The following is an 18,566-nucleotide window of genomic DNA, read 5'->3' on the forward strand; positions in this document are numbered from 1 at the left end:
GCGGCTGGTGCAGCGGGAGTTCGGATCCGCTGGGCGGGCGCAGCGCCGTCGGCCTCCCCCGCGACCCCTCCGCGACCGGACGCCGACCTCGGCGGGCGGCGGCAGCTTCAAGATGAGCCAGCCGTACGAAGGTGACAATCGGGGCGAAACGGTGCGCAGTTCGGGGCGAAGTGCCGCGTATGTAGGACACGATCCGGCCTCGATGGCTTCTACGGTCGTCTCTGACCGGCCGACAGACGGCGACATGAGCAGCGGAAGGCGAATCCGATGACCGAGACCGCACCCCAGCAGCACACCCCCACCGGCGAGCGGGCCGACTGGCTGGAGATCCTCGCCCACCACCGCTCCTTCCTGCGCCGGACCACCCGGGACCTGACCGACGAGCAGGCCGCGCGGCGCACCACCGCGAGTGAGCTGTGCCTGGCTGGACTGGTCAAGCACGTCACCGCCGTGGAGCGCAACTGGACGGAGTTCATCCTGAACGGCCCGTCCGCGATGCCGGACTTCGAGGCGCCGACCGAGGCCCAGCGGCAGGAGTACGCCGACGGCTTCCGCATGCTGCCCGGCGAGACCCTGGCCGGGATCCTCGCCGACTACGAGAAGGTCGCCGCCCACACCGACGAGGTGATCGCGGCCCTGTCCGACCTGGACAAGTCCTGGCCGCTGCCGAAGGCCCCGTGGCACGAGCCGGGCGGGCGCTGGTCGGTGCGCCGGGTCCTGATGCACATCTGCGCCGAGACCGCCCAGCACGCCGGGCACGCCGACATCATCCGCGAGTCCCTGGACGGCGCGAAGAGCATGGGCTGAGGCCCCTCCGTCAGGTCCTCACTCCGCTTCGTCAGGTCCTCACTCCGCGCCGGGCCGCCTCCGCCAGTGCTGGCGCCGCTTCTCGTCCCGTACGTACACGCCCAGGCGGGCCAGTTCGGCGCGGAGTTCGCGGCGGTCGGCGGCGGACGTCGAGTCGTCGCGGGCGAGGGCCTTCGCGCGGGCCTTGAGCAGCGCGTCGGCGCCGGGCGGCAGGCCGGGCGCGTCCGGCACCCAGAGGCGGAAGTCGGCGGCGTGCGGGTCGCGGTCCGTCCAGCGGTGGCCGTGCCGGGTGAAGGCCGAGGCGAGCCGGCGCTCGCGGAAGTCGCAGCGCTCGCGCGCCAGTTCCGCACCGTCCGGGCCGAGCAGCACCAGGTCCTTGCCGTCCCGGAAGGCCGCGGCGAGCTTCGCGCGCGGGAACGTGCTCGGCTCGCCCCCTCGGGTCAGCGTGACCCCGGCGGCGTCGACCCGCACCGCCAGCTCCTCGTGCAGCACGAGCAGTCCGGCGAGCAGGCCGAGCACCGCGCCCGCGACCAGGAGGCCGAGCGTCAGCCAGGGCTCGGGGAGCGAAGTGAGGAGTTCTGCCGGACCCTTGAAGGGGGCGCGGGGCAGCGACACCAGCCAGTGCGCCAGGTGCTTCGCGGCGAACCCCGCGCCCGTGCCGAGCGCGGCGAAGGCAAGCGGCAGCCAGCCCGGCTGCCGCAGCCGCGAGGCGTCCTGCGTGACGCGCGTCTCGTTCCCCGTGCTGCGATTCATGGGATCCACCGTAGAAATCGGGTACGCGCCGTCGCATCGGCCGTCGGAAGCGGTCGGGCCCGGCCGGGCGCGACGAAAGTAGGGGGCGGGGGAGCCGAAGGTCGACGGTGCGTGCGGGGGAGTTCACGCGCGCTTCGCCGACTGTTGGCGCCGTCGGGCCGGGGCAGGGCATGACCGATCCCGCGGCATGTACTAGAGTTATCTCGACATCGAGATATCTGCCGAGGCGCACCGCGCCGCACGCCGACATCGAACCTGTCGGTAAGGGTTACCTAACTTAGCCCTACCTTAGCGGATCGGTCCAGGGTCGTGGCGGCAGGATTGCGGTGGTACGCGCACATATATGAAGGAGACTGTCGTGTCGGCGAACAGCTTCGACGCCCGCAGCACGCTGCGCGTGGGCGACGAGTCGTACGAGATCTTCAGGCTGGACAAGGTCGAGGGCTCTGCTCGCCTTCCCTACAGCCTCAAGGTTCTTCTGGAGAACCTGCTCCGCACCGAGGACGGCGCGAACATCACGGCCGACCACATCCGTGCCCTCGGCAACTGGAACTCGCAGGCCCAGCCCTCCCAGGAGATCCAGTTCACGCCGGCCCGCGTGATCATGCAGGACTTCACCGGCGTTCCCTGTGTCGTGGACCTCGCCACCATGCGTGAGGCCGTGAAGGAGCTCGGCGGCGACCCGGCGAAGATCAACCCGCTGGCCCCGGCCGAGCTGGTCATCGACCACTCCGTCATCGCCGACAAGTTCGGCACCAAGGACGCCTTCGGCCAGAACGTCGAGCTGGAGTACGGCCGCAACAAGGAGCGCTACCAGTTCCTGCGCTGGGGCCAGACCGCCTTCGACGAGTTCAAGGTCGTCCCGCCCGGCACCGGCATCGTCCACCAGGTCAACATCGAGCACCTCGCTCGTACGGTCATGGTCCGGGGCGGCCAGGCCTACCCCGACACCCTCGTCGGCACCGACTCGCACACCACGATGGTCAACGGCCTCGGCGTGCTCGGCTGGGGCGTCGGCGGCATCGAGGCCGAGGCCGCGATGCTCGGCCAGCCGGTCTCGATGCTCATCCCGCGCGTCGTCGGCTTCAAGCTGACCGGCGAGCTGAAGCCCGGCACCACCGCCACGGACCTCGTCCTCACGATCACCGAGATGCTGCGCAAGCACGGCGTCGTCGGCAAGTTCGTCGAGTTCTACGGCGAGGGTGTGGCGGCCACGAGCCTCGCCAACCGCGCCACCATCGGCAACATGTCGCCGGAGTTCGGCTCCACCGCCGCGATCTTCCCGATCGACGACGAGACCCTGAACTACCTGAAGCTGACCGGCCGTTCGGAGCAGCAGGTCGCGCTCGTCGAGGCGTACGCCAAGGAGCAGGGCCTCTGGCTCGACCCGGCCGCCGAGCCCGACTTCTCCGAGAAGCTGGAGCTCGACCTCTCCACCGTCGTCCCGTCGATCGCCGGCCCGAAGCGCCCGCAGGACCGCATCGTCCTCGCGAACGCCGCCGAGCAGTTCAAGTCGGACGTCCTCAACTACGTCGACACCGCCGACGAGGCCGGCATCGAGTCCTTCCCGGCCTCCGACGCCCCGGTCAACCACCCCAACGGCGGTCCGTCGAAGCCGGTCACCGTGACCGCCCCCGACGGCTCGACGTACGAGATCGACCACGGTGCGGTGACGGTCGCGGCCATCACCTCCTGCACCAACACCTCGAACCCGTACGTGATGGTCGCCGCGGCGCTCGTCGCGAAGAAGGCCGTCGAGCGTGGCCTGACCCGCAAGCCGTGGGTCAAGACCACCCTCGCCCCGGGCTCGAAGGTCGTCACCGACTACTTCGACAAGGCGGGCCTGACCCCGTACCTCGACAAGGTCGGCTTCAACCTGGTCGGTTACGGCTGCACCACCTGCATCGGCAACTCCGGCCCGCTGCCGGAGGAGGTCTCCAAGGCCGTCAACGACCACGACCTCGCCGTCACCTCGGTCCTCTCCGGCAACCGGAACTTCGAGGGCCGCATCAACCCCGACGTCAAGATGAACTACCTGGCGTCCCCGCCGCTGGTCGTCGCGTACGCCATCGCCGGTTCGATGAAGGTGAACATCACCAAGGACGCCCTGGGCACCGACCAGGACGGCAAGCCGGTCTACCTCGAGGACATCTGGCCGACCGAGGCCGAGGTCAACGACGTCGTGGCGAACGCCATCGGCGAGGACATGTTCAACAAGTCCTACTCCGACGTCTTCGCGGGCGACGCCCAGTGGCAGGCCCTCCCGGTCCCCACCGGCAACACCTTCGAGTGGGACACCGAGTCCACCTACGTGCGCAAGCCCCCGTACTTCGAGGGCATGACGATGGACCCGGCCCCGGTCGAGGACATCACCGGCGCCCGTGTGCTGGCCAAGCTGGGCGACTCGGTCACCACCGACCACATCTCCCCGGCCGGTGCGATCAAGGCCGACACCCCGGCCGGCAAGTACCTCACCGAGCACGGTGTGGAGCGTCGTGACTTCAACTCCTACGGCTCGCGCCGAGGCAACCACGAGGTCATGATCCGCGGCACGTTCGCCAACATCCGCCTGCGCAACCAGATCGCGCCGGGCACGGAGGGCGGCTTCACCCGCGACTTCACGAAGGACGACGCCCCCGTCTCCTTCATCTACGACGCCTCCCGCAACTACATCGACCAGGGCATCCCGCTGGTCGTCCTCGCGGGCAAGGAGTACGGCTCCGGCTCGTCCCGCGACTGGGCCGCCAAGGGCACCGCGCTCCTCGGCGTCAAGGCCGTCATCGCCGAGTCGTACGAGCGCATCCACCGCTCGAACCTCATCGGCATGGGCGTCCTCCCGCTGCAGTTCCCGGAGGGCGCCTCGGCGGAGTCCCTCGGCCTGACCGGTGAGGAGACCTTCTCCTTCGCCGGCGTGACCGAGCTCAACAACGGCACGACCCCCCGCACGGTCAAGGTCACGACCGACACCGGCGTGGAGTTCGACGCGGTCGTCCGCATCGACACCCCCGGCGAGGCGGACTACTACCGCAACGGCGGCATCATGCAGTACGTGCTGCGCAGCCTGATCCGCAAGTAAGCGGTACGGGTTCGTAGTTGAGGGCCGCACTCCCTGCGCGGGGGGTGCGGCCTTCGGCGTGTTCGGGTGGCGCTGGGGGTGGGTGGGGTGCGAGGCGGACTACTACCGCAACGGCGGCATCATGCAGTACGTGCTGCGCAGCCTGATCCGCAAGTAAGCGGTACGGGTTCGTAGTTGAGGGCCGCACTCCCTGCGCGGGGGGTGCGGCCTTCGGCGTGTTTGCGGGTCCCCGGGGCCCTGGTTGACGGTTGAGGGCCGCACTTCCTGCGCGGGGGGTGCGGCCTTCGGCGTGCGCGGGGGCGGCCCCGGGGTGTATTTCGGCTGCGGCGCCGTCGTGGCTGGTCGCGCAGTTCCCCGCGCCCCTTTCGGGCCGCGCTCACAGCATCCCCGCATGCGCCCCCGTCTGCTCGACCGCCGCGTGGGCCAGTTGCCATTCGCCGAGGAGGGCGAGGGTCGAGGCCAGGAAGGCTCGGCCCACCAGCATGTGCTGGGTGTGGGCGATGTGGCGGGTGAGCTGGGCGGCGAGGACCAGCAGGCCGCCGAACTGCAGGACTTGGACCAGGGTGCTGCCCGGCGGGGCCACGAAGCCGCCGAGCAGCAGCGGCAGCGAGCACAGCGGGGCGAGCACCGCGAGGACCGCCGGCGTACGGTGCAGGCCGCCGCGGCCGCCGAGCGCGCGGGCCAGGACCACCGTCGTCACGCCGAGCAGCAGGTGCCCGAGCAGCAGCACCAGCGTGGTGAGGAGCAGCCACAGGCCCGGGATCCGCAGGTCCGGGTAGGACGCCGCGACCTCGGGGACCTCCCGGGTCAGCAGCGCCATCAGGGCCATCTGCCCGAGCGCCGCCAGGACCACGGCCCCGGCGAGGGGCCAGCCGCGCAGGCCGCGCAGCCACTCGCCCGCGTGCAGCACACCGGTGAGCGCGCGGCGCACGGCGCGCCCCGCGCGAGTGATCGGGGAAGGCCGCGGCGGCGGGGGAGGGGCCGGCCGCGGCGGGCCTATGAGGGTCGGCGCGGCGTCCCCCGTTCCGGACGCGGACCTGCTGTTCATGTGCGTACTGCCCTTCTGCCCCGCGCCGTCACCCCAACTTCCGCAAGCGCGGCGGTCGTTGGGGCGCGGCCCACTCTCCTGACCCCCGCCGCGCGTGTCCCTGGCCGCACGACGGGCGTGCCGGGCCCCGGCAAGTGCGGGGCCCGGCACGGGGAGAAGAGCCCGGTTACGAGATCAACTCCACCTCCGCAAGTGTCGCAGCTCCCTTCGGAACGAGCCGATAGTGGCGGTACGTACCGGGATCGGACACCGAGAACACCCGTGTCTGGTGGTCCCACTTGAAGGATTCGCCGTCCCGCCGGTCCAGGACCTTCCACGCGTCGCCGTCCGCCGAGCCCTCCAACACCCAGCCGTCGGGGGCCTTCGCGCGGTCCGCCGACGTCAGGGTGTACTGCACGGCACGCGTCCCGTCGGAGCCGGCGAGCGGCAGGTTCACCGAGGCCACCTCGGCCGACGTCGTGGAGGAGTCGTCGAAGAGCGGGCCGTCGTTCTTCGTCGCGTCCTTCCGCGGCGCCGGCACCTCGTCGTCGTCCGTGATCGACACCGGCGCCGCGTCCGCGCCCGTGCCCCACTTGGACGGCTTCGGGCCCATGTCGAACTCCAGGGTGCCGCCGCGCGCGATCTCCTCGTGCGGCAGCGCCGTCGACGTCCACCGCTTGCCGTTGACCTCGAGGCCCTGCACGTACACGTTCTTCGCGCTGTTGTCGGGCGCGCTCACCACCAGCTCGCGGCCGCCGTCCAGATGGACCGTCGCCTTGGTGAACAGCGGGGAGCCGATGGCGTATTCGCCGCTGCCCATGACCAGCGGGTAGAAGCCGAGCGCGGAGAACAGGTACCAGGCGCTCTGCTCGCCGTTGTCCTCGTCGCCGTGGTAGCCCTGGCCGATCTCGCTGCCGGTGTAGAGCCGGGAGAGGACCTCGCGGACCTTCTCCTGCGTCTTCCACGGCTGCGACGCCGCGTTGTACATGTATGTGGCGTGGTGCGCGACCTGGTTGCTGTGCCCGTACATGCCCATCCGCACGTCACGGGCCTCCGTCATCTCGTGGATGACCCCGCCGTACGAGCCCGCGAACTCGGGGGACGCCGTCTCCGGGGTGTCGAAGTACGTGTCGAGCTTCTTCGCCAGCCCGGACCGGCCGCCGTACAGGTTCGCCAGGCCCCGGGAGTCCTGCGGGGCGGTGAAGGCGTAGCCCCAGCCGTTGGTCTCCGTGTAGTCGTGACCCCAGATGCGCGGGTCGTACTTCGACGACTCCACGCGCCAGCCGCCCTTCAGGTCCTTCCCCTGGAAGAAGCCCGGACTGTCCGAACTCCCTTGTCCCGCACCGGCCTTGGCATCGAACAGCTTCACGTAGTTGCGGGCACGGTTGAGGAAGTACTCCGACTCCTCCTTGTACCGCTCCTCGCCCGTCTTCTTGTGCAGCGCTCGCGCCATCCTCGCGATGCCGTAGTCGTTGAGGTAGCCCTCCAGGGACCAGGACAGGCCCTCGTGCGTCTCGGTCGACGCGTAGCCGAGGAACGGCGAGGTGTCCATGCCCTTGCGGCCGACGCCCGAACTCGGCGGCACCACCGTCGCGTTCTTCAGCGCGGCCTCGTACGCGGCCTTCTCGTCGAAGTCCACACCCTTCACGTACGCGTCGGCGAACGCCACGTCCGAGGACGTGCCGGTCATCAGGTCCGCGTACCCCGGCGACGACCAGCGGGAGATCCAGCCGCCGTCCTTGTACTGCTGCACGAACCCGTCGACCAGCTCGCCCGCCTTCTTCGGCGTGAGGAACGAGTAGGCGGGCCAGGTCGTGCGGTACGTGTCCCAGAAGCCGTTGTTGACGTACACCTTGCCGTCGACGATCTTCGCCCCGGTGTGCGTCGGGGTGTCCGGGCCGGTCTGCGGGGAGAACGGGGACGCGTACCGGTCCACCAGGCCCTTGTCCGTACGGACCTGCTCGAAGCCCGAGTTGGGGTACAGGTACAGGCGGTAGAGCCCGGAGTACAGCGTCGTCAGCTGGTCCTCCGTGGCGCCCTCGACCTCCACCTTGCCGAGCAGCGCGTCCCACTCCGCCCGCGCCTTCGACTTCACGGCGGCGAAGGACGTGCCGGACGGGATCTCCCGGTCCAGGTTGGCCTTCGCCTGGTCGACGGAGATCAGCGACGTGGCCAGGCGCAGCGTGACCGTGCGGTCCTTGCCCGCGTCGAAGCGGAGGTGGCCCTTCACACCGGACGCGTCCCCGCTCTGCACGGGCTTGTCGAACGTCCCGTACACGAAGAGCCGGGTCGCGCCCGTGGACAGGCCGGACTTGACGTCCGAGTAGCCGGTGACGATCCCCTTCTCCTGGTCGAGACTGAGGCCCGCCTTGTCGGAGACGTTGTCGAAGAGCACGCTCGCGTCGTCGCCCGGGTACGTGAAGCGCATCATCGCCGCGTGGTCCGTCGGCGTCATCTCCGCCTCGATGCCGTTCTCGAACTCGACGCGGTAGTGGTGCGGCCGGGCCGTCTCGTTCTCGTGCCGGAACGCGAGCGCCCGCTTCTTCCGGTCCAGGTCGGGGACGCCCTCGGCGGCCGACGGCAGCACCTGGAACGTCTGCCGCTCGCCCATCCAGGGGCTCGGCTCATGGCTCGCGCTGAACGCCTGCAGCGTCGGCAGGTTGTCCTCGTTGTTGCCGCGCGCGTAGTCGTACAGCCAGCTCAGGGAGCCCGCGTTGGTCACCGGCGTCCAGAAGTTGAAGCCGTGCGGGACGGCCGTCGCCGGGATGTTGTTGCCGCGCGAGAAGCCGCCGCTGGAGTTGGTGCCGCGGATCGTGGACGCGTAGTCCGAGGGGTGCTCCTTCGGCTTCGCCGGGGGCGCGCTCTTCAGCGTCACGTCGTCGACCCAGCCCTGGAACTTCGACGGGCCCTTCGGCGAGTCGTACGCCACGAGAATCCGGTCCACGGTCTTGCCCGCGGCGACGCTGCCGATGCCGGACGCGACATGGTTCCACTGGTTCACGTACAGCCGCTTCGCCGCGGCCTGCCCCTGCGGGGTGAGCAGCCCGCCGTGCTTGTCGGTGGCCTTGAGCTCGCTCAGATACGTGCCGTCCGTGAACGCCAGGTCCACCGACACGTGCGTCGCGGCATAACTCAGATCCGGCGCGGGCTCCGGCATCGCGGGGAACACACGGTACGACAGCTCGGTGTCCCGGGCGATCTCCACGTCCACGTCGAAGACCTTGTTGTACGAGTACGCGCGCCCGTCCGCCTGATGCGTGCCCGCGTAGCGCAGCGCCCGCTTGCCCGTGAATCCGGCGCCCGCCTTCGCGGTCGGCGAGCCGCTCGGCCCGCGGTGCACGGCGGAGATCATGTCCTCGGGCGCGGGCCCGCCCGTGCTGCCGTCGGAGATCTGCAGATCGGACAGCTGAGTCGCGTCCGCCGCCCCGTTGTTGGCGGTGATCTCGAACCGGTAGTGCGCGTACGCCGTGTCGTTGGCGACGTCGTACGTCTTCGTCTCGAACCGCTTCGCGAACGTCTCGCCGGAGCGGGAGTCGAGGGTCTTCCACTCCTTGCCGTCGGCCGAGCCCTTGAGGACCCAGTCCTTCGGGTCGCGCTCGGCGTGGTCGTTGGCCGAAGTCAGGGCGTACTTGCGGACCTTGACCGGCTCCGACAGGTCGTACTCCACCCAGCCCTGCGCGGCGAACGTCAGCCACTTGGTGCTGGACTCGCCGTCGATGAGGTTCTCCTTCACCTCACCGGAGCCCGCGTTCTCCCCGCTGGCCCGCACCTCGCCCACCCGGTCGGTGACGTTGCCCGGAAGCCCGCTGCTGAACTCGCCGTTGACGCCGGCGGCCTTCTTCTTCCCGTCGGGGGTCGTCTCGACGGCACTGGTCCAGTCCGGCCGGGGCTGCCCTTCCTCGAACGACGAGCTGAACTCCTTTGCGCCGCTTGCCGGTCGGGGCGCGGCGGTGGCGGCGCCCTGGGCCGCGGTGACCAGGAGGAGAGCGGCGACGGGCACGACGGCGAGGGGCCTCAGCCCCGGACGTCTGCGCCCCATACGTCTGCGGCGCGCGGGCCGGTGCGGGGGACTCTGCATTCTGGGGCCTCCAGGCAAGGCGGACAACGTTGTCAGAGCGGAGTGCAGGGTCCAGTAGGGCGTCAAGTGGGGTTGGGTGTCAAGGGTGTTGGGGGTGGTCGGAGGGTGAAGGGGGAGCACGGGGGCGGCGGGGGAGCGCGGCGGCTGCCGGGACAGTCGGAAAGCGGCCAACTTCCGGCGGGCGGGCGGGAGTCGGGAGCGGGCGGCTCGGCGCGCGGGCGACGGCCGTCCCGACGCCCCCAAAAGTCCAGGTGATCCCCCACGAAAGTCCACGGGCGCGGGGTGCCTTCGCGGGAGAGGCTGCGGCGGGGCTTCCGGGAGGTCTCAACTCGGGAAAGACTGCCGACCAAAGCTGTATTCGATCTTGCTCAGCGGAAGGAGAGTGGACTATACCTGTCGGCGTCCGGACAGCCGTACGACGGCGTGTGCGGGCGCGGGGGCCGGGAATTGGGGAGATGCGGGCGGGCCGGGGAGAAGGCCGCGACCGCCGACCGAATTCAGCCGTTCCCGAAGAGCGAAGAGCCAACAGCGAAAAGCGCACAGCCAAGAGCGAACAGCCAAGAGCGAACAGTCGAAGAGAGATCGCACGACCCCAGCTTCACCACACCGCGGTGCCGGGGAGGGTCCGGTTCACCGCCTGAGTCCTGGAGAAGGCGAGGACTTGAGCATGGGATCCACTTCAGCGCGCAAGGGCAATGACGGTGTCGGACGCCGTGATCTGATCAAGCGGTCGGCCGCGCTCGGCCTGGTGTCCGTACCGGCGATGAGTTTCCTGTCCGCCTGCGCGAGCGGGGACGGCGGCGCCGAGGACAAGGTCGACAAGGGCAAGAAGACCAAGGACAACCCCCTCGCCGTCAACGAGAGCGCACCGCTCGACTTCGTCCTCTTCGACGGCGGCTTCGGCACGCAGTACGCGAAGGACGCCATCAAGGTCTACGAGGGCAAGTTCCCCAAGGCCAAGGTCAAGTTCCAGCCCACGCAGAAGATCCAGTCGACGCTGCAGCCGCGCTTCAACGGCGGCAACCCGCCGGACCTCATCGACAACTCCGGCGCCGAGCAGATGGACATGGGCGTCCTCGTCGGCAAGGACCAGCTCGCCGACCTGACGCCGCTCCTGGACGCGCCGTCCGTCGACGACCCGAGCAAGAAGGTCCGCGACACCCTCCGCCCCGGCATCGTCGAGATGGGCCAGTTCGACGGCGAGAAGGTCTGGATCATGTACTACGCGTACACGGTCTACGGCGTCTGGTACTCGCAGAAGGCCCTCGACTCCCTCGACGCGGAGTACCCGGAGACCTGGGACGACATGCTCAAGGTCTGCGCGAAGGCGAAGAAGAAGGGCATCGCGCCCTGGACGTACGCGGGCAAGCACCCGTACTACATCCCGTTCTCGCTGTACCCGATGATCGCCAAGGTCGGCGGCCGCGAGGTGCTCGACGCGATCGACAACCTGGAGCCCAACGCCTGGAAGCACCCGGCCGTCAAGGCCTGCTTCGAGGCGTACTACGAGCTCTACAAGAAGGGCTACATCCTCAAGGGCACGCCCGGCCTCGACCACATCCAGTCGCAGACCGCGTGGACCGAGGGCAAGGCCCTGTTCCTGCCCAACGGTTCGTGGGTGGAGAACGAGGCGGCGAAGACCATGCCGGACGACTTCGACCTGGCCGTCTCCGCGCCCTCCGGCCTGGACTCCTCCGACAAGCTGCCGTTCGGCACCATGTGGGCGTCCGGCGGCGAGCCGTTCATCGTGCCGTCGAAGGCGAAGAACCCGGACGGCGCGATGGAGCAGCTGCGCATCATGCTCAGCGAGGACTCCTCGAAGAACTTCACCAAGTCCGTGAAGTCCCTGACCGCGTTCGACGGCGGCACCGACGGCATCGAGCTGACCCCGGGCCTCAAGTCGGCCGTCGCCGCCCTGGAGAAGGCCGGCGAGAACATCGTCAACCCCCGCATCCAGGACTGGTACGTCGCGCTCCAGAAGGAGAAGATCGGCGTCGGCGGTCTCGGCGAGATGATGGCGGGCCGCCTCACCCCGGCCGAGGCCATCAAGAAGATCCAGGGGTACGCCGACGAGGCGGCCAAGGACGACTCGATCAAGCACTACAAGCACCAGTGAGCGACGCCGGGGGCCCCGGACGACCCGTGGCCCCCGGCTCTGTACGCACGCCGCCGGCCGGGCGCCCGGTGGCGGTGGCCGCACCCGCGGGGAAGCCGGGGAAGATCGGGGTCGGTAGGAATGCAACACGGTAAGTACCGTTTCATCGCGGGGTTCCTGGGGGCCCCGCTCGCGCTGTACGCGCTGTTCGTCATCTGGCCGTTCGTCCAGTCCATCTTCTATTCGTTCACGGACTGGAGCGGTCTGAGCCCCGAATTCAAGATGGTGGGCTTCGACAACTTCCTGAAGATGTTCGAGGACGACGTCTTCTGGAAGTCGCTCCAACACAGCCTGGTATTCGTCCTGTTGCTGCCGCTGGCCACGCTGTCGCTCGCGCTGTTCTTCGCCTTCATGCTGAACGTCGGCGGGCGGCGCCGGAAGAACGCGGCGGTCGCGGGTGTGCGGGGCTCGGCCTTCTACAAGGTCGTGTACTTCTTCCCGCAGGTCCTCTCCATCGCCATCGTCGCGCTGCTCTTCCAGTTCGCGTACAACCCCAACAGCGGGGCGCTCAACTCCGGGCTGAAGGCGATCGGTCTGGGCAGTGTGCAGCCGGACTGGCTCGGCGATCCCGATCTCGCCCTGTGGTGCGTCTTCGCGGTGCTGGTCTGGTGCACGGTCGGGTTCTTCGTGGTCCTGTTCTCCGCGGGCATGGCGTCCATTCCGAAGGACTACTACGAGGCCGCGCTGCTCGACGGCGCCAACCGCATCACCACGTTCTTCAGGATCACGCTGCCGCTGCTGTGGGACACCGTGCAGTCCGGCTGGGCGTACATGGGGATTCTCGCGCTCGGCGCCGAGTCCTTCGCGGTGGTGCAGATCATGACCGTCGGCCCGAACGGCGGCGGTCCCGACTATTCGACGACCGTCCTCCCGCTGTACGTCTACCAGAAGGCGTTCCGGGACGGTCAGGCTGCCTATGCAACGACGATCGGTGTGGCCCTGCTCGTCGTGACGCTGCTGTTCGTGGCGATCGTGATGCGGATGGGCCGGCGCGAGCGGCTGGAGTACTGATGAAGACGACCGACACCGACACCGGCATGCCGCCCTCCGGCGCCGGTGACCAGCGCACCGCCGTCACCAAGACGCAGGCCGCCCCCGCGAGGCCCGCGGAGAAGTCCGCCGAGGGCACGACCCTCAACGTCTTCTCCCACGGCATGCTCGTCCTCTGGGCGTTCATGGTGGTGCTGCCGCTGCTGTGGGCGGTCATGACGTCCTTCAAGGACGACAAGTCCATCTTCTCGTCGCCGTGGTCGCTGCCGGACACACTGCACTTCGAGAACTGGGCGCGCGCCTGGACCGAGGCGCACATGAGCGACTACTTCCTCAACACCCTGATCGTGGTGGGCTGTTCACTGGTCGGCACGATGCTGCTCGGCTCCATGGCGGCATACGTCCTGGCCCGCTTCGACTTCGTCGGGAACCGCTTCATCTACTTCCTCTTCGTCGGAGGAATGAGCTTCCCGATCATCCTGGCGCTCGTGCCGCTGTTCTACGTCATGCAGAACATGTCGCTCCTGAACACCCTGCCGGGACTGATCCTCAGCTACATCGCGTACTCCCTCCCCTTCACCGTCTTCTTCATGACGTCGTTCTTCCGTACGCTGCCGACCTCGGTGGCCGAGGCGGCGTTCGTCGACGGGGCCTCGCACACGCGGACGTTCTTCCAGATCATGCTGCCGATGGCCAAGCCCGGCCTGATCAGCATCACGATCTTCAACTTCCTCGGGCAGTGGAACCAGTACATGCTGCCGACGGTCCTCAACAACGAACCCCAGAACAAGGTCCTCACCCAGGGCCTCGTCCAACTCGCCGTCAGCCAGGGCTACAAGGGCGACTGGTCCGGCCTGTTCGCCGGCCTGGTCATGGCGATGCTGCCGGTCCTCGCGGCGTACATCGTCTTCCAGCGGCAGGTGGTGGCGGGCCTCACGGCGGGGGCGTTGAAGTAGCGGACCGGCAGGCCGGCGCGTCGGCGGGTCAGCGGGCGGCGGGGGCGGAGCCGGGGGCGGGTACCGGAGCCTCCGCCCCCGAACCCCCGCCTTCCGCGAAGGACTTCGGGATCGTACGCAGCGCGAACGCGCCGAGAGCCGCGTGCAGCACGCTCGCCACGAACGCCGCCGCGTGCAGGCCCAGGACGAACGCGGAGCGGGCCGTCGACGCCGACTCGGCGGACAGGGACGGGAGTTGCAGGGTCTCCGTCAGCGTGCCCGCGAGGCCTGGGCCGTCGAGGCGGAAGATCAGCGTCGCCAGGGAGCCGAGGAGCGCGATGCCGAGGGCGTTGCCGATCTCGTTGCTCGTCTCGGCGATCGCCGCCGCCGACCCGGCACGCTCCGGCGGCACCGCGGCCACGGCCGTGTCGGCGACCACGCTGAACGAGATCCCGTACCCGACCCCGGTGACCACGGTGGCCGCCACGTACCAGCCGACCCCGCCCGTCGCCCCCGTCGCGAGCAGCAGGAGCAGCCCGCCCGCGATCGTGAAGTGCACGGTGACCAGCGCGGTGCGCACGCTCGTACGGGCCACGAACGCCGGGGTCACGACGCACGTCACCGTCAGGACCGCCGCACCGGGCAGCGCCGTCAGGGCCGCGTCCAGGACGGAGAGCCCGAGCACCGACTGCAGATAGACCCCGCCGAGGTACGCGACCGCCGACCACGCCGCCAGCGGCAGCAGACCCGTCACCGCGGCGACCGTGAACACCCGGTCGCGGAACAGCCGGAAGTCGATCAGCGGGAACTCCAGGGCGAGTTGGCGCCGTACGAACCAGAACAGGGAGGCCGCGCCGAGCGCCCCGAGGGCCGACGGGACGGGGGCCAGGCCCTCGGCGGCCGTGTGCTTCACCGCGTACACCGCGAGCAGCAGACCCACCGCCGAAAGGAGCACGCTGAGCACGTCCACGCGGTCCGTGCGGCCGCTCGGCACCTCGCGCAGCAGGACCGGCGCGAGCAGCAGGAACAGCGCGACCACCGGCAGGTTGATCAGGAACACCGAGCCCCACCAGAAGCCGCTGAGCAGTTGCCCGCCGACGACCGGGCCGACCGCGAAGCCCGCCGCGAACGTCGCCGCGAACACGCCGATCGCGCGGGAGCGCTGCCTGGGGTCGGCGAACAGCCCGCTGAGCACGGCGAGCGCGGACGGCAGCAGCGTCGCACCGGCCACCCCCATCAACGCCCGCGCGGCGATGAGGAGTTCGGGGCTCGGGGCGAACGCCGCGCCCGCCGAGGCGAGGCCGAACACGGCGGCGCCGACGGTCAGGAGTTTCAGTCGCCCGTACCGGTCGCCGATCGCGCCGAACGCGACGAGCAGGGAGCCCACCGCGAAGCCGTACACGTCCAGGATCCACAGCGCCTGGTCCGCGCTCGGCGCGAGCGCGGCGGACACGGCGGGCATCGCCAGGAACAGCACCGAGCTGTCCATGGCGACAAGCAGCACCGGCCCGAGCACGACGAGCAGCCCGAGCCAGGCACGGGGGCCGGGGGAGGGGGAGACGGGAGAGGGGGAGACGGAAGAGGGGCGTTGTCCGTTCACGCTTGCGTTCATGCGTCGGACGATGCGGCCTCAGCGCCGCGGCAGCCATCTCCCTCCCGTGGGTACACCTCGCAGGGTCACCTTTGGAGTGCGGACAGGCCCTTCTGCAGGTCCTCAGCGTTCATCACCGGGTGCAGTTCGATCTTCGCGCCGAGCTCGCCGAACAGCGGCTCGGCGATGGTCGGCATCTGCGAGCTGTCCTGCATGTCGAAGACGAAGGTGCAGGAACGACAGCCGTCCTCGGGGCCGAAGTAGGCCGCCTCGGGCTTGAGGGTCTCCGTCAGCTGCTGCATGAGCTTCGGGAGGCTGCCGTTCTTGATCGCCTCGTTGGAGATCTGCGTGTCCAGTCGCGCTCTCAGCATCATCCTCATGACGCACGCTCCTCATCGGACGACGGACCGGAGCGGGGCGCTGACGGCGACCGCTGAAGCACCGGTCACGTCCCTTCAAACTCTACGCGCGCCCGCCCGCCGGAACATGCCGGAGGCCCTTGCCCGTTCCGTTGAACCGTCCACTGAACGCGTCCCGCCCAGAGCCGTACGCCGTGCCCTGCGGCACCCTGGAGGTATGAGTGCGCCGATAGTCGTCCACCAGCCGCAGGGGAGCGGGGGCCGCCGCGTCACCGTGCACGGCGAGATCCTCGGCCTGGCCCGCAACGACCGCGACCTGATCGAGTTCCTGCGGCGCGCGGGCCTCGACGACCCCGACGGCCTCGTCCTGGCCGACTCCCCGCTGATCGAATGGCGCGGAGGCCGGGCCCACGAGTACGACGCCGCCTGAGCCCCACCGGCAGGCGTGGGTGCACCTCGCAGGGGCAGGCACGCCGAGGAGCCTGCCGCCTACGCTCGGACGCATGGAGACGGAGAGCCTCGGGGCCTACCTCAAGAACCGCCGCGACCGCGTCACCCCCGCCGACGCCGGCCTGCGCACCTACGGCACCGCCCGCCGCGTACCGGGCCTCAGGCGCGAGGAGTTGGCCCAGCTGGCCGGGGTCAGCGCCGGGTACTACACGCGGCTCGAACAGGGCCAGGCCGGCACCGCCTCCCAGCAGGTCCTCGACGCGCTCGCGAAGGTGCTGCGGCTCGACCCGACCGAGACGGCCCACCTGCACAACCTCGCCCGGCAGAGCGGCACTCCACGGCTCGTACGGCCCCGGCCCGAGCGGCCGCACCGACGCGTCCTCACGCTGCTCGACGCGCTCGGCGAGGCGAGCCCGGCCGTCGTGCTCGGGCGGCGCGGCGACATCCTCGCCTGGAACCGCACCGGCCACGCCCTCGTCGCCGAACACCTCGACTTCGACGCCCCGCAGGACCCGGCCCGCCGGCCGTCCGTGCCGCGGATGTTCTTCCTCGACCCGCTCGCCCGCGAACTGCACCGGAACTGGGCGGAGTTGGCCCGTATCCACGTCGCGTACCTGCGGCTCACCGCGGGCCGGTACCCGACGGACGCGCGGCTCGCCGAGCTGATCGGCGAACTCACCATGCGCAGCGGCGAGTTCGCGTCCCTGTGGGCGAAGGGCGACGTCGCGGACTGCACGGTCGGGCGGATGAGCCTTCAGCACCCGACGGTCGGCGGCGTAGACGTCGACTACCAGGTGTGGCTCCAGCCCGAGAGCCCGGACCACCGCCTGGAGCTCTACACCCCGGCCGACCGGGCCTCGGCGGACGCCCTGCGGCTGCTCGCGGCGCAGGTCGCGGGCGCGGGGGCGGGCGGGCGCGAGGCCGCCGCGGCCACCGGGGCGGCTGCCGACGAGGAAGCTGTCTTGTGAACGTACTTCCGTCAAGGGCTTGACGGGCATTGTCCGCGGAGGCTGAGCTTAGGCTTTACAAGTTTTAGTAAGCCGGAGCCTCAGAGAAGCGGCCTCGGCAGAGGAGGTCGTCGTGGAGACTCCGGGGTCGCAGTCGTCGCTGCACCGGGCCAATCTCGAACGGGTCGTGCGGGCCGTGCGGATGGCGGGATCGCTCACTCAGGCGGAGATCGCCAGGACGACGGGCCTGTCGGCGGCCACGGTCTCCAACATCGTCCGGGAGCTCAAGGACAGCGGCACCGTCGAGGTCACCCCGACCTCCGCGGGCGGCCGCCGGGCCCGCAGCGTCTCGCTCAGCGGGGACGCCGGCCTGGTCGTCGGCGTCGACTTCGGCCACACCCACCTGCGCGTCGCCATCGGCAACCTGGCCCACCAGGTGCTCGCCGAGGAGGCCGAGCCGCTGGACGTCGACGCCTCCGCCGCGCAGGGCTTCGACCGGGCCGAGGAGCTGGTCGGCCGCCTGATCGAGACGACCGGCGTGGACCGCTCCAAGGTCGCGGGCGTCGGCCTCGGCGTGCCCGGCCCGATCGACGTGGAGACCGGCACGCTCGGCTCCACGGCCATCCTGCCGGGCTGGCAGGGCGCCAACCCGGGCCAGGAGCTCTCCGGCCGCCTCGGCGTCCCGGTGTACGTCGACAACGACGCCAACCTGGGCGCGCTCGGCGAGCTGGTCTGGGGCAGCGGCCGGGGCGTGAAGGACCTCGCGTACATCAAGGTGGCGAGCGGCGTCGGCGCCGGGCTCGTCATCAACGGGCAGATCTACCGCGGCCCGGGCGGCACCGCAGGCGAGATCGGGCACATCACGCTCGACGAGTCGGGCCCGGTCTGCCGCTGCGGCAACCGCGGCTGCCTGGAGACCTTCACGGCCGCGCGGTACGTCCTGCCGCTCCTGGAGTCCAGCCACGGCGCCGGTCTGACGATGGAGAAGGTCGTCGCCCTCGCCCGGGACGGCGACCCCGGCTGCCGGCGCGTGATCGCGGACGTGGGCCGGCACATCGGCAGCGGCGTCGCCAACCTGTGCAATCTCCTCAACCCCTCGCGCGTGGTGCTCGGCGGGGACCTCGCGGAGTCCGGGGAGCTGGTGCTCGGGCCGATCCGCGAGTCGGTGGGGCGGTACGCGATCCCCAGCGCCGCACGGAAGTTGTCGGTGCTGCCGGGCGCGCTCGGCGGGCGGGCCGAGGTGCTCGGGGCGCTCGCGCTCGCGCTGAGCGAGATGGGCGACTCGACCCTTCTGGACGGCTCGCTGCCCGCACCCACACCTGTCTTCACTTAGATAACGGATGGCACCGTTGTCATCTCGTTAAGGATTTACTCCTTGACGCTGCTCGCGCGGCCGAG

General features: G+C 70.1%; 13 protein-coding genes. 8 read left to right on the top strand and 5 right to left on the bottom strand.

From position 1 onward, the window contains the following. Window positions 1–267: 267 nt before the first annotated feature. Window positions 268–807 carry a DinB family protein gene (locus ACIDOF_RS30600; protein WP_409009411.1) on the top strand — a complete coding sequence of 180 codons (540 nt, stop codon included), beginning with the start codon at window positions 268–270 and terminating at the stop codon, window positions 805–807. Window positions 808–846: 39 nt separating this feature from the next. Here the strand turns inward: ACIDOF_RS30600 and ACIDOF_RS30605 are convergent, their stop codons facing one another. After that, complete coding sequence (locus ACIDOF_RS30605) at window positions 847–1,560, bottom strand: hypothetical protein (RefSeq protein ID WP_409009412.1); 714 nt, start codon at window positions 1,558–1,560, stop codon at window positions 847–849. A gap of 358 nt (window positions 1,561–1,918) precedes the next feature. Here ACIDOF_RS30605 and acnA point away from each other — a divergent pair, with 358 nt between their 5' ends. After that, window positions 1,919–4,636, top strand: coding sequence for an aconitate hydratase AcnA (acnA, locus tag ACIDOF_RS30610; RefSeq protein WP_409009413.1), 2,718 nt, complete (start codon window positions 1,919–1,921; stop codon window positions 4,634–4,636). A gap of 376 nt (window positions 4,637–5,012) precedes the next feature. Here the strand turns inward: acnA and ACIDOF_RS30615 are convergent, their stop codons facing one another. Further along, a complete protein-coding gene (locus tag ACIDOF_RS30615) occupies window positions 5,013–5,567 on the bottom strand; it encodes a hypothetical protein (RefSeq protein ID WP_409009414.1) in 555 nt (184 codons plus the stop codon). Between the two features lie 283 nt (window positions 5,568–5,850). Beyond that, entirely contained in the window at window positions 5,851–9,702 is a 3,852-nt protein-coding gene (locus ACIDOF_RS30620; protein WP_409009505.1) for a GH92 family glycosyl hydrolase, read from the bottom strand. A gap of 706 nt (window positions 9,703–10,408) precedes the next feature. Here ACIDOF_RS30620 and ngcE point away from each other — a divergent pair. The 3 genes from ngcE (at window position 10,409) to ACIDOF_RS30635 (ending at window position 13,842) form a co-directional block, all read left to right on the top strand. Beyond that, a complete protein-coding gene (gene ngcE / locus ACIDOF_RS30625) occupies window positions 10,409–11,857 on the top strand; it encodes an N-acetylglucosamine/diacetylchitobiose ABC transporter substrate-binding protein (protein WP_409009415.1) in 1,449 nt (482 codons plus the stop codon). A 120-nt stretch (window positions 11,858–11,977) separates the two neighbouring features. Then, entirely contained in the window at window positions 11,978–12,907 is a 930-nt protein-coding gene (locus ACIDOF_RS30630; protein WP_409009416.1) for a carbohydrate ABC transporter permease, read from the top strand. Next, window positions 12,907–13,842: a carbohydrate ABC transporter permease gene (locus ACIDOF_RS30635; RefSeq protein ID WP_409009417.1), complete on the top strand. Its 936-nt coding sequence runs from the start codon at window positions 12,907–12,909 to the stop codon at window positions 13,840–13,842. Before ACIDOF_RS30630 ends, ACIDOF_RS30635 begins: the two co-directional genes overlap by 1 nt. A gap of 28 nt (window positions 13,843–13,870) precedes the next feature. Here the strand turns inward: ACIDOF_RS30635 and ACIDOF_RS30640 are convergent, their stop codons facing one another. Continuing rightward, window positions 13,871–15,433 carry an MFS transporter gene (locus ACIDOF_RS30640; protein WP_409009418.1) on the bottom strand — a complete coding sequence of 521 codons (1,563 nt, stop codon included), beginning with the start codon at window positions 15,431–15,433 and terminating at the stop codon, window positions 13,871–13,873. 65 nt (window positions 15,434–15,498) lie between these two features. Next, window positions 15,499–15,792 (bottom strand): hypothetical protein, encoded by a 294-nt coding sequence (locus ACIDOF_RS30645; protein WP_409009419.1) that lies wholly within the window; start codon window positions 15,790–15,792, stop codon window positions 15,499–15,501. A gap of 196 nt (window positions 15,793–15,988) precedes the next feature. On the opposite strand from ACIDOF_RS30645, the gene ACIDOF_RS30650 reads away from it, so the two are divergent. The 3 genes from ACIDOF_RS30650 to ACIDOF_RS30660 all read left to right on the top strand — a co-directional run bounded on the left by ACIDOF_RS30650 (window position 15,989) and on the right by ACIDOF_RS30660 (window position 18,501). Further along, complete coding sequence (locus ACIDOF_RS30650; RefSeq protein WP_409009420.1) at window positions 15,989–16,201, top strand: hypothetical protein; 213 nt, start codon at window positions 15,989–15,991, stop codon at window positions 16,199–16,201. Window positions 16,202–16,274: 73 nt separating this feature from the next. Further along, window positions 16,275–17,189 (top strand): helix-turn-helix domain-containing protein, encoded by a 915-nt coding sequence (locus tag ACIDOF_RS30655; protein ID WP_409009421.1) that lies wholly within the window; start codon window positions 16,275–16,277, stop codon window positions 17,187–17,189. Between the two features lie 112 nt (window positions 17,190–17,301). Beyond that, window positions 17,302–18,501, top strand: a complete 1,200-nt coding sequence (locus ACIDOF_RS30660) for an ROK family protein (protein WP_409009422.1) — start codon at window positions 17,302–17,304, stop codon at window positions 18,499–18,501. Window positions 18,502–18,566 lie beyond the last annotated feature (65 nt).

This window comes from Streptomyces sp. Da 82-17, assembly GCF_046098215.1.
Taxonomy (GTDB): Bacteria; Actinomycetota; Actinomycetes; order Streptomycetales; family Streptomycetaceae; genus Streptomyces.

Bases quoted from the DNA above. Each gene is read 5' to 3' on its own strand.
- ACIDOF_RS30645 (WP_409009419.1), bottom strand. From the start codon at position 15,792: ATGAGGATGATGCTGAGAGCGCGACTGGACACGCAGATCTCCAACGAG.
- ACIDOF_RS30650 (WP_409009420.1), top strand. From the start codon at position 15,989: ATGAGTGCGCCGATAGTCGTCCACCAGCCGCAGGGGAGCGGGGGCCGC.
- ACIDOF_RS30600 (WP_409009411.1), top strand. From the start codon at position 268: ATGACCGAGACCGCACCCCAGCAGCACACCCCCACCGGCGAGCGGGCC.
- ngcE (WP_409009415.1), top strand. From the start codon at position 10,409: ATGGGATCCACTTCAGCGCGCAAGGGCAATGACGGTGTCGGACGCCGT.
- ACIDOF_RS30620 (WP_409009505.1), bottom strand. From the start codon at position 9,702: ATGGGGCGCAGACGTCCGGGGCTGAGGCCCCTCGCCGTCGTGCCCGTC.
- ACIDOF_RS30605 (WP_409009412.1), bottom strand. From the start codon at position 1,560: ATGAATCGCAGCACGGGGAACGAGACGCGCGTCACGCAGGACGCCTCG.
- ACIDOF_RS30630 (WP_409009416.1), top strand. From the start codon at position 11,978: ATGCAACACGGTAAGTACCGTTTCATCGCGGGGTTCCTGGGGGCCCCG.
- ACIDOF_RS30640 (WP_409009418.1), bottom strand. From the start codon at position 15,433: ATGAACGCAAGCGTGAACGGACAACGCCCCTCTTCCGTCTCCCCCTCT.
- ACIDOF_RS30635 (WP_409009417.1), top strand. From the start codon at position 12,907: ATGAAGACGACCGACACCGACACCGGCATGCCGCCCTCCGGCGCCGGT.
- ACIDOF_RS30655 (WP_409009421.1), top strand. From the start codon at position 16,275: ATGGAGACGGAGAGCCTCGGGGCCTACCTCAAGAACCGCCGCGACCGC.